Annotated in this window: 7 protein-coding genes; 2 read left to right on the forward strand and 5 right to left on the reverse strand. The window is 43.1% G+C overall.

Features of this window, described 5'->3' with window-relative positions:
• Nucleotides 1-281 precede the first annotated feature (281 nt).
• The 5 genes from AB4140_RS18740 to pepA all read right to left on the reverse strand — a co-directional run bounded on the left by AB4140_RS18740 (nt 282) and on the right by pepA (nt 7,959).
• Nucleotides 282-1,808 carry an MFS transporter gene (locus tag AB4140_RS18740; RefSeq protein WP_102438809.1) on the reverse strand — a complete coding sequence of 509 codons (1,527 nt, stop codon included), beginning with the start codon at nt 1,806-1,808 and terminating at the stop codon, nt 282-284.
• Nucleotides 1,809-1,985: 177 nt separating this feature from the next.
• A complete protein-coding gene (locus AB4140_RS18745; RefSeq protein WP_102438807.1) occupies nt 1,986-2,321 on the reverse strand; it encodes a PBPRA1643 family SWIM/SEC-C metal-binding motif protein in 336 nt (111 codons plus the stop codon).
• A gap of 389 nt (nt 2,322-2,710) precedes the next feature.
• Nucleotides 2,711-5,626 carry a valine--tRNA ligase gene (locus AB4140_RS18750; protein ID WP_102475554.1) on the reverse strand — a complete coding sequence of 972 codons (2,916 nt, stop codon included), beginning with the start codon at nt 5,624-5,626 and terminating at the stop codon, nt 2,711-2,713.
• A gap of 58 nt (nt 5,627-5,684) precedes the next feature.
• Nucleotides 5,685-6,137, reverse strand: coding sequence for a DNA polymerase III subunit chi (locus AB4140_RS18755; RefSeq protein ID WP_102438803.1), 453 nt, complete (start codon nt 6,135-6,137; stop codon nt 5,685-5,687).
• Nucleotides 6,138-6,450: 313 nt separating this feature from the next.
• Nucleotides 6,451-7,959, reverse strand: a complete 1,509-nt coding sequence (pepA, locus tag AB4140_RS18760) for a leucyl aminopeptidase (RefSeq protein ID WP_102438801.1) — start codon at nt 7,957-7,959, stop codon at nt 6,451-6,453.
• Nucleotides 7,960-8,215: 256 nt separating this feature from the next.
• Between pepA and lptF the strand changes: the two genes are divergently transcribed.
• Together lptF and lptG are read left to right on the forward strand one after the other, a co-directional pair.
• Entirely contained in the window at nt 8,216-9,328 is a 1,113-nt protein-coding gene (gene lptF, locus AB4140_RS18765; protein WP_102438799.1) for an LPS export ABC transporter permease LptF, read from the forward strand.
• Complete coding sequence (lptG, locus tag AB4140_RS18770; protein WP_102438797.1) at nt 9,325-10,383, forward strand: LPS export ABC transporter permease LptG; 1,059 nt, start codon at nt 9,325-9,327, stop codon at nt 10,381-10,383. Before lptF ends, lptG begins: the two co-directional genes overlap by 4 nt.
• Nucleotides 10,384-10,523 lie beyond the last annotated feature (140 nt).

The raw sequence follows: 10,523 nt of genomic DNA on the forward strand, positions 1-10,523 counted from the left end.
TCCCACAGCGGCGATGATGTACCAAGCTTTGCCGATACTGTGGCTGTTATACGCCATAGTTTTTTAGCATCGTTGTTAGCTACTGTGCTGGCAAGCCAGCGTAATTTATTTTAGCTCTGTTGCAGTTTAAACAACCACTTACCGTAAAGATAAATCCCTACTGCCGAAATCGTCCCACAGCGGCGATGATGTCCCCAGCTTTGCCGATACTGTGGCTGTTATACGCCATAGTTTTTAGCATCGTTGTTAGCTACTGTGCTGGCAAGCCAGTGTAATTTACTTTAGCTCTGTTGCAGTTTAAACAACCACTTACCGTAAAGATAAATTCCTACTGCCGAAATTGTTCCTACCGCAGCGATAATATACCAAGCGTTGCCGATACTGTGGGTGTTATACAGCAGCGTTGTTAGCTGCTGTGCAGGCTCACCGGTATAAGTCACTAAGGTTGAAAATGCTTCGCCTTGGGGGATTGCATCAACATCTGTTTGACTCATGCCACGCTCTGCAAGAAGCTGCAGTGAGAAAATCTCTTTTGAGGCATACATCTCATACAGTTTAGGCCCAAAGTAGCCTTCCAGAGTCCAGCCTATCCCTTGAGGTAACATCACAAAGCCTAAGTACATGGCTTTTTTACCTTCAGGGGCAATATTGCCCATAAACTCATTTTTCTTCGGGCTAATCATCATTTCGCCGAATGAGAACATTGCAATAGCCAGTACAATCATCCATGCAGCATTGGTTGCGCCAATGAGCACGAATGCCAAAATACTCAGTAAACAACCACCTAACATGGCAGTGGTAATACGATACTTAGCGGTAAGTGCAGCAACCAAGAAACAACTGGTCATGATCATACCAGCATTGAGGTTGAGCATGCCTTCAGGCATCACCTTAGTACCAGTATTATCTAGGCCTAACCAAAACTGGAAAAAGCCGTTAGAGGTGCCTTCAGGGCCAAATAGAGAGGTGACAATCACGCTGGTATCAACCCATTCAGCAATATGAATAGGTAATACATCAAATAAGGCATTAAATAAGAACCAGAAACCAGCAAATACCAACATGTAATAGATAACAACGGGCTTTTTAAGCTCATGAAGCGCATCACGCCATAATGCTTCTTGTTTAATTTCGCCTGATTTGACTTTGCGGGCCCGCTCAAGTCGCTCTTCTTTACCTGGTTCTTTATAAGCTAGTAAAAATAGGAAGTTAAAAGAGATGATGGCAGCACAAGCGTAAAACACATTATCCCATGATAACTGACGCATATGTACAGCCACTAAAGGCCCAAGGAAGCCACCAATATTGACCACTTGATAGAATATGCCCCACGCCATTGAGGTGTTTTGCCGTCCGGTTGAAAGCACTAAGGTGCCTTGAATACCGGGTTTAAAGATCCCTGTCCCTGCGGCCAATAATATTGCACCAATCAAGAAGCCATAAAAGCTTGGAAACATCGCCATCACCAAGTAACCCATGATCTTGATTACTGTTGAGGCAAAGATGGTTTCTTTGTAGCCTACGCGATCAGATATCCCGCCAGTAAATACTGGAATGAAGGTTTGCATAAATGCCCAAATGGCAATAATGACACCGTAATCACTAAGGCTAATACCCAGCCCGCCTTCCGAGGTTGGTGTTTTAGCATATAAACCGGCACTGGCTTTTACCCCATAGTAGGCAATACGTTCCACCAGCTCCATGCCGCCGACAATCCAAAATATATAACTTAAGCTGGCAATAGATGCCCACATGCCCAGCTGTTTCACTTCTCTTAGGTCGTTGCCTGAGTGTGAACTTTCACTCATAAATCACCCTTATGATTATTATTATTAACAATAGGTCGGCAGACACTTTACCTAAATTAACCAAATTTACCAAAGTTACTGAGCAGGAATGTGATAATTGCGTTTCGGAGGGGGATTTTTTATACAAAAAAGCGAGCTAATCGCTCGCTTTAATTAATCTGATGTCACTTAAAGGACTTAGCCACAGCACTTTTTATATTTCTTACCGCTACCACAAGTACAAGGGTCATTACGGTTAATTTTGGCTTCTGCGGTGACTGCCGTTGGCTTGTTTAAAATACCCAGAAGTTCAAATATATCTTCAGCGACGTCACTGTTAACAGTAATAGTTGCGACTAGTTTGCTCTCTGCAACTAATGCTTCAACTTCAAGCTTACGCTTATCAGTTTGAACTGATAACTGTAAAGGAAGCGCTGCAGTGCCAGGTTTAGCTTGGCGTTTGGTGTTGTAACCACTTTCGCCATAGGCAGGTTTTGGCGTTTGACGGCCTTTGAAAAAGAATTTATCTGACATGTGTTGTGCCTGCCTATCGTTTTAAATGTCGAGTATTTGAACCAAGGTGGTAAACCAAGGCATTTGAAGCTAACTTAAGGTTGATAAGTGATTATAAGCTAAAGCTTCAAGACTCTTAAAATGGATGAAAAATATCTAGAGGCGAAGCTTATACAGTATCTAAGCCATTTTGACCATTTTTTTAGGTGTTATTTGCCTGAATAAGCCGCCAGTGGCGTTGTAATTAACTTAATGGAGATAAGTTTTTACAATCTATTGTAACTGCTCAACAATCATACTTTTCATCGCTTGGGTTAATTTTAGCCATTAAAAAAGGCTATCAAATACCTTGATAGCCTTTTTCGTTTGGGTTTATTTAGCGAGATGGCAAATAAACCAAGCTTTGTTACTTAGCCTTCTAGCTTAGCAAGTTCTGCTTTTTGCTCTGCAAGCTTATCCATATCACGTTGATATTCAGCTTGCTTAGCACGTTCTTTTTCAATCACGGCGGCAGGGGCTTTAGCCACAAAGCCTTGGTTAGATAACTTGCCTTCAATGCGCTTGAACTCGCCAGCTGCTTTTTCAAGTAGCTTGTCGATACGGGCTACTTCTTTAGCCACATCAATCAACCCTGCCATTGGGATTAATAGCTCCATGTCACCGACAAGTTGGGTAGTCGACATTGGGGCAGTTTCACCATCAGCAAGAATTGTCATAGACTCAAGCTTAGCTAGTGTCTTGAAGAAAGTTTGATTAGCCTCTAAACGTGCCTTATCTTGCTCACTCACGCCGCGAAGTAGGGCGTTAAGTGGCTTAGATGGGGCAATGTTTAGTTCAGCGCGAATGTTACGCACAGCAGTAATGACTTGCTTAACCCACTCAAGATCTTCCATTGCCTGCGCGTCTACCTTAGTTGCGTCATACTCAGGGAATTGCGCAATCATTAAGGTATCACCTTCAACACCTGCTAGCGGCTTAACGCGCTGCCAGATAGTTTCAGTGAGGTAAGGCATCATTGGGTGCATTAGGCGCTGCATTTGCTCAAGTACATTAACCAGCGTATGACGTGTGCCACGCAGTTGTGCATCGGTGCCGTTTTGCATTACCGGCTTAGTGAGCTCTAGGTACCAGTCACAGAATTGGTTCCAGGTGAACTCATAAATAGTATTAGCCGCTAAGTCGAAACGGTAATTGGCCATGTGCTCATCGTAGGTTTTAACGGTTTCGTTAAACAGACCGATAATCCAGCGATCAGCTAGCGACAATTCCATTGCTCCTGGCTTGCCATCAACCAAGATTTGGCCGCAATCTAATGCTTCGCCGATAGCATCGTCTGCTGCATCTTCAGTTTGCACTTCAGTGTTCATCAACACGTAACGTGATGCGTTCCAGATCTTGTTACAGAAGCTGCGGTAACCATCAAGGCGTTTCATGTCCCAGTTAATGTCACGACCGGTTGATGCCATTGAAGCTAAAGTAAAGCGCAGTGCATCGGTGCCATGTGCTTCAATACCTTCACTGAATTCTTTACGAGTGCTTTTTTCAATTTTAGCGGCCATTTTGGGCTGCATCATATTGCCGGTACGTTTTTCAACAAGTGATTCAAGATCGATACCGTCAATCATGTCTAAAGGATCTAATACGTTACCTTTAGATTTGGACATCTTATTACCGGCTTCATCACGGATAAGTCCAGTGACATATACCGTTTTGAAAGGCACTTGTGGCTTGCCGTTTTCATCTTTGATGAAATGCATGGTCATCATGATCATGCGCGCCACCCAGAAGAAGATAATATCAAAACCTGTGACCAACACGTCAGTTGGGTGGAAAGCTTTCAATTCTTCAGTATTTTTTGGCCAGCCAAGTGTTGAGAATGTCCATAACGCTGAGCTGAACCAGGTATCTAATACATCGTTATCTTGACGTAAAACAACCGAGTCATCTAGCTTATGTTTAGTGCGAACTTCTGTTTCGTCACGACCCACATAGACTTTGCCACTTTCGTCATACCAAGCTGGGATACGATGTCCCCACCAAAGCTGACGTGAGATACACCAATCTTGAATGTCGCGCATCCAAGAGTTGTACATGTTCTCGTATTGCTGTGGCACAAACTTGATGTCGCCGTTATCAACCGCTTCCATGGCTGTTTTAGCCATAGGCGCAACTGACACATACCATTGGTCGGTAAGTAGTGGCTCAATAACCACGCCAGAGCGGTCGCCGTATGGCACTTTTAATCCGTGAGGATCAATTTTGCCTAATAAACCTAAGGTGTCGAACTCTTCAACAATGGCTTTACGTGCAGCAAAGCGCTCAAGACCGGCATAACGCTCAGGTAAGCTGTTATCTAATTCGGTGTTTGCGGTGCCATCAGTATTTACCACTTCTGCAGCGCTACGAATGTCAGCATTGATGGTTAAGATGTTGAACATAGGTAGGGCGTGACGCTTACCGACTTCATAATCGTTAAAGTCATGAGCTGGAGTGATTTTCACACAGCCGGTACCAAACTCCATGTCAACATAGTCATCTGCCACAACAGGAATACGACGGTTAACGATTGGCAGAAGAATGAACTTACCAATAAGTGATTGATAACGCTCATCATCTGGATGAACCGCAACGGCACTATCACCTAGCATGGTTTCAGGACGCGTGGTGGCAACTTCTAAGTAGTCTTTACCGTCGGCTGTCAATGCGCCATCAGCTAACGGGTAGCGGAAATGCCACATGCTACCTTGCTTTTCTTTGTTTTCTACTTCGAGATCTGAAATAGCAGTGTGCAGTTTTGGATCCCAGTTGACTAAGCGTTTACCACGATAAATCAACTCGTCATCATATAAGCGTACAAATACTTCTTGTACGGCTTCAGACATACCTTCGTCCATTGTGAAACGTTCACGATCCCAATCAACAGAAGCGCCTAAACGACGTAGCTGTTTGGTGATGGTGCCACCTGATTCATTTTTCCAATCCCAGATGCGCTCGATAAAGTTATCACGGCCTAGGTCGTGACGACCTAAACCTTCTTCTGCAAAGACTTTACGCTCAACCAGCATTTGGGTTGCAATGCCTGCGTGATCGGTACCCACTTGCCAAAGGGTGTTTTTGCCCTTCATGCGCTGGTAGCGAGTCAACGTATCCATGATGGTGTCTTGGAATGCATGACCCATGTGCAAACTACCCGTCACATTTGGTGGCGGGATCATGATGCAATAGTTACCTTTTGACTCATCGCCATGTGGTTTGAAGTAGCCTTGCTCTTCCCAATTTTGGTATAGAGATTGCTCAATTGACTGCGGATTATATGTTTTTTCCATGGGATTTTTGTTTTCTCAATCTAAATTAATAGTTGGTATTGTTAACGAATCAACTGACTTAAACGCCAGTGAACTCAGTGGTAGTAAGCTCAATGCCCAATTGCTTGTATTCACGGTAGCGAATACGGGCAATCTGTTTAAGCGCATCATCATTAGCAACAAAATCGATAATATGCGGAAAGTTAACCGCAAATGCTGGCACTTGGTCTGCAAGGTTTATCAGTAATTGGCGACTTTTATTGGCGCCTAATTTATCAAAACCAATCTCGACAGGTGAACCTGTTATCGGTCCTTCCCCTTTTAAATTGTGGGGAACAAATGCTGTTGGCTCAAATTGCCATAATAATTCATCAATGGCATAGGCTTGTTGCTTATTCTGACAGTGAATATAAACAAGCTGCTGCTGGCGATAATGCCGTTCTGCAATCTGACATGCTGCAAGGTATACGCTTTCAAGCGCACTGGCTTGGGTATTGATTGCTGGCATTAAGTAAAACAGAGTCTTTGACATTATTTTAAATTTTGATGAAGTAAAGGCGAATTTTACACTAAAAGCATCGATTGGGGCTAGGGTGCAGGAGAGTTAATTTTGCTTAATTGAATAGAAATCTGCTGAAATTTTAGCAATCCTTGTGTTCGCATTTATTTGTCAGGCTTATCGGTTTGCTTGCTACTCAAAGGGAGCTGTTTTTGCGGTTTTAAAATATGTAAACCTTCGAACAAGAGGGATAAAAAAGGCGAAGTAACTACTTCGCCTTTTATTAGGTTACTGCCTGTTATTTACAGTAAACTATTAGCAACAAACTATTTGCAACAAAAGTCAATTACTCGCCTTGCTCAACTCCTGCGCGGTTCAATAAGAACTGGCTTAATATTGGTACTGGACGACCTGTAGAGCCTTTATTAGCGCCACTGTTCCAAGCTGTACCGGCAACATCAAGATGTGCCCAGTTATATTTTTTAGCAAAGCGCGCTAAGAAACAAGCTGCAGTGATTGACCCTGCTGGACGACCACCTAGGTTAGTCATATCAGCAAACGGGCTTTCAAGCATTTCTTGATACTCATCCCAAATCGGCATGCGCCATGCGCGATCACCTGATTGCTCACCGGCATTGAGTATTTCATGGGCAAGTGGATTATGAGATGAGAATAAACCTGAAGCATGTTTGCCCAGAGCAATGACACAAGCACCAGTTAATGTGGCAGTATCAATCACTAATTCTGGGTCAAAACGCTCAACATAAGTCAGCACGTCACATAATACTAAGCGGCCTTCGGCATCAGTATTAAGCACTTCAACAGTTTGACCTGACATAGTGGTTAAGATGTCACCAGGGCGATAAGCATTACCCGCAACCATGTTTTCACAACCTGCAAGAATACCGATAACGTTAATTGGCAGCTTCATTTCACATAAGGCTTTCATGGCGCCAATAACACCGGCAGCGCCGCCCATGTCGTATTTCATCTCATCCATGGCCTCGCCCGGCTTTAATGAAATACCACCAGAATCGAAGGTAAGGCCTTTACCAACAAGGACGATTGGCTTTTGAGTCTCATCAACTGCACCCTTATATTCCATTACTGTCATGATAGATTCATTGGCACTAGCACGCCCTACAGCAAGGTATGAATGCATACCGAGTTTTGCCATTTGCTCTTCGCCCACAGTTGAAACCGTAAGGCTGTCATGAACTTCAGCAATTTGACGTGCTTGAGAGGCTAAGTATGCAGGGTTACAAATGTTTGGCGGCATGTTGGCAACATCACGGCATAAGTGCATACCTGATGATACTGCCATTCCATGGTCGATAGCGCGTTCACCAAGAGTTAACTCGCGACGAGTCGGGACATTGAATACCATTTTACGTAACGGACGACGGGTTTCGCCTTTACGGGTTTTCAGAGCATCAAAGCTATATAAACTGTTATAAGTGGTTTCAACTGCTTGGCGTACTTTCCAATAAGTATCGCGGCCTTTAACGTGTAATTCAGTTAAGAAGCAAACTGCTTCCATTGAACCCGTTTCATTTAAGGTATTGATAGTCTTTGTGATAATTTGTTTGTATTGGCGCTCATCAAGTTCACGCTCTTTGCCACAACCGACTAACAAAACACGCTCACTGAGCACATTGGGAACATGATGCAATAATAACATCTGTCCAGGTTTGCCTTCTAAATCACCGCGTCGAAGCAAGTTACTGATGTAACCTTCACTGATTTTATCCAACTGCTCTGCGATACCTGACAAACGACGTGGTTCGTATACACCGACAACGATACAAGCTGAACGTTGTTTCTCGGGGCTGCCGCTCTTTACGCTAAACTCCATGAGCACTCCTAGATTATTAAAGACAAATTTTTATATTTATTAGATAATGTTTTAATTCGGCCTGTTAGGCCATATTTACAAACCTTTAAGGAAATAAATCCTTGGTAATTTTCTGCTATATCAGCTAAATGAATTACACTTAAAGAAGCTCACGCGCTGGTCAGAAAACTATCAATAACTGCTAAAAGCAGACATTTAATAGTGAAGTTACTCTGATACCAGCAAAAAGACAAGTTTTAGACTGTGGATCCTACCTGTGATTGTATTTAGATACTTGATCGTTGAAGTTTTAAAAGCCCAATTTGCGATACTTTTGGTGCTGTTAACTATTTTTATTAGCCAGCAATTTGTGCGAGTACTGGGAGATGCCTCTGATGGTGATTTCCCTGCGTCTTTAGTGCTGACGTTATTGGGGCTAAATTTACCGCAATTAACCGTTTTGGTGTTGCCGCTGAGCTTTTTCTTAGGGATATTGCTCGCCCATGGGCGAATGTATGCCGAAAATGAAATGGTGGTGCTTCATGGCGTCGGGATCAGTGAGTGGTATGTCACCCGTGTGACCTTGCTTTTGGCGGTAGCAAATTTAGTGTTTACTGGTATTTTATCGGTTTATGTAGGTCCATGGGCGGAAGAAAGACAAAATCAAGTGCTAGAACAGGCACAGTCAGAAGCCGGTTTAGCAGCAATTACCCAAGGCCGCTTTCAAGCTAGCCCTAATGGCCGAGCTGTGTTGTTTGTTGAAAAAATCACTAAATCTAACGAATTACAAAAAGTGTTTGTGGCTCAGTTACCTGATCCTGAAGACGAAAAAGGCTTAACTAATATTGTGGTTTCAGAAAATGGCCGCGTAGTGGAAGATAAGTTTGGTAGCCAGCAATTACAACTTGATAATGGTACCCGTTATCAAGGTAGCCCGAATAATCTTGACTATCAAATGATTGAGTTTGGTGGTTATAAGATGGAAATTAAAGAGCAAGAAGTGGATGAACGTCGTCGTAAGCTTTCAGCTTTACCGGTTGATCAGTTACTTGCTACGCCAGGCCCTGAAGCAGCAGCAGAATTCCATTGGCGTTTAGCGCTGCCTTTAGCGATTCCACTCATGACCTTAATTGCAGTGCCACTGGCTCGGGTGAATGTAAGGCAAGGTAAGTTTGCCAAAATGTTCCCAGCGATTTTACTTTATTTAGGCTATTTCGGCTTAATGGTTGCCGGCCGTAAAGCGCTTGAGGATGAAGTCATCCCACAAGTATTAGGCATGTGGTGGATCCATGGCTCAGCATTTATTATCGGTATACTCTTACTGGGTAAAGAGCGTCCAAGTGGTGCTAAGTTACTGCAATTACTTAAACGTAAGAAGGTGGCAGTATGAAGATACTCGATCTCTATATTGCCCGAGTGATTATTGGCACATCGGCGTTATGTTTACTTATTTTAACTGGCTTGTCGGGCATCATTAAGTGGGTTGATCAGCTACGTGTAGTTGGCCGCGGTGCTTACACTATGTTTGATGCGATTATCTATGTTATTTACTTAATCCCCCGTGATATTGAGTTGTTTTTCCCCATTGCAGTATTACTTGGGGCGCTGATTGGTATGGGAATGTTGGCATCGAACTCTGAATTAGTAGTAATGCAGGCGTCCGGTATGTCTCGGTTGCAAATTACGATTTCAGCGATGAAAACTGCCATTCCATTGATGATCATTGTAATGGCCTTAGGCGAGTGGGGTGCACCTGTTGCAGAAAGAACGGCCAAAGAGCTACAAGCAACCAAAGTTTCTGGTGGTAGCCTGATCAAATCTCATCGAGGCGTGTGGGCAAGAGACGGTGACTTATTTGTCAATATTGGTGAAGTTGAAACCATAAACACCTTAAATAAAGTGACCTTTTATAAGTTTAATGATCAGTTAGAGTTAACCACCATGACTCAGGCTCAAAGCGCTAAATTTTCTAATGATGTATGGCGCTTATTTGATGTTAAAAATACCATAGTTACTGATAACAAGATTAGCTTCGAATACCAAGAAGAGAGAATTTGGAACTCTACCTTAACCCCTGATAAATTAAGTGTGGTGTCAGTAAAACCTGAAGCGTTAAGCATTCAAGGTCTAGTGGGTTATTTAGATTACCTTGAAGCTAATCAGCAAGATCCGAGTCGTTATGAGCTGGCTTTGTGGCGTAAAATTATGCAGCCAATTACTGTAGCAGTGATGATTTTAGTGGCACTGTCATTTGTATTTGGCCCCTTAAGAACCGTGACAATGGGCGCAAGAGTCTTGCTTGGCGTGGTCGCTGGGTTTAGCTTTTATATTTGTAGTGAGATATTTGGCCCTATGAGTATTGTTTATGGCTTACCCGCCTATATAGGTGCAGGTATGCCACCACTACTCTTTAGTATTGGCGCGTTATATTTCATCAGAAAATAGCCTTTGCCTGATAGGGCGCTTGCTTCTGGCAAGTCTGCAATAATAAATATCCCAATGACGTTAGTTGTTGGGATTTTTTTATATTTACTTGACCACATCAACCAGGGCTTTATTGCTGTACTCTACCTCTACCTCTACCT

The organism is Shewanella sp. 10N.286.51.B2 (assembly GCF_041469265.1).
In the GTDB taxonomy this organism is placed as follows: Bacteria; Pseudomonadota; Gammaproteobacteria; order Enterobacterales; family Shewanellaceae; genus Shewanella.

Bases quoted from the DNA above. Each gene is read 5' to 3' on its own strand.
- AB4140_RS18755 (WP_102438803.1), bottom strand. From the start codon at position 6,137: ATGTCAAAGACTCTGTTTTACTTAATGCCAGCAATCAATACCCAAGCC.
- AB4140_RS18750 (WP_102475554.1), bottom strand. From the start codon at position 5,626: ATGGAAAAAACATATAATCCGCAGTCAATTGAGCAATCTCTATACCAA.
- AB4140_RS18745 (WP_102438807.1), bottom strand. From the start codon at position 2,321: ATGTCAGATAAATTCTTTTTCAAAGGCCGTCAAACGCCAAAACCTGCC.
- AB4140_RS18740 (WP_102438809.1), bottom strand. From the start codon at position 1,808: ATGAGTGAAAGTTCACACTCAGGCAACGACCTAAGAGAAGTGAAACAG.
- lptG (WP_102438797.1), top strand. From the start codon at position 9,325: ATGAAGATACTCGATCTCTATATTGCCCGAGTGATTATTGGCACATCG.
- pepA (WP_102438801.1), bottom strand. From the start codon at position 7,959: ATGGAGTTTAGCGTAAAGAGCGGCAGCCCCGAGAAACAACGTTCAGCT.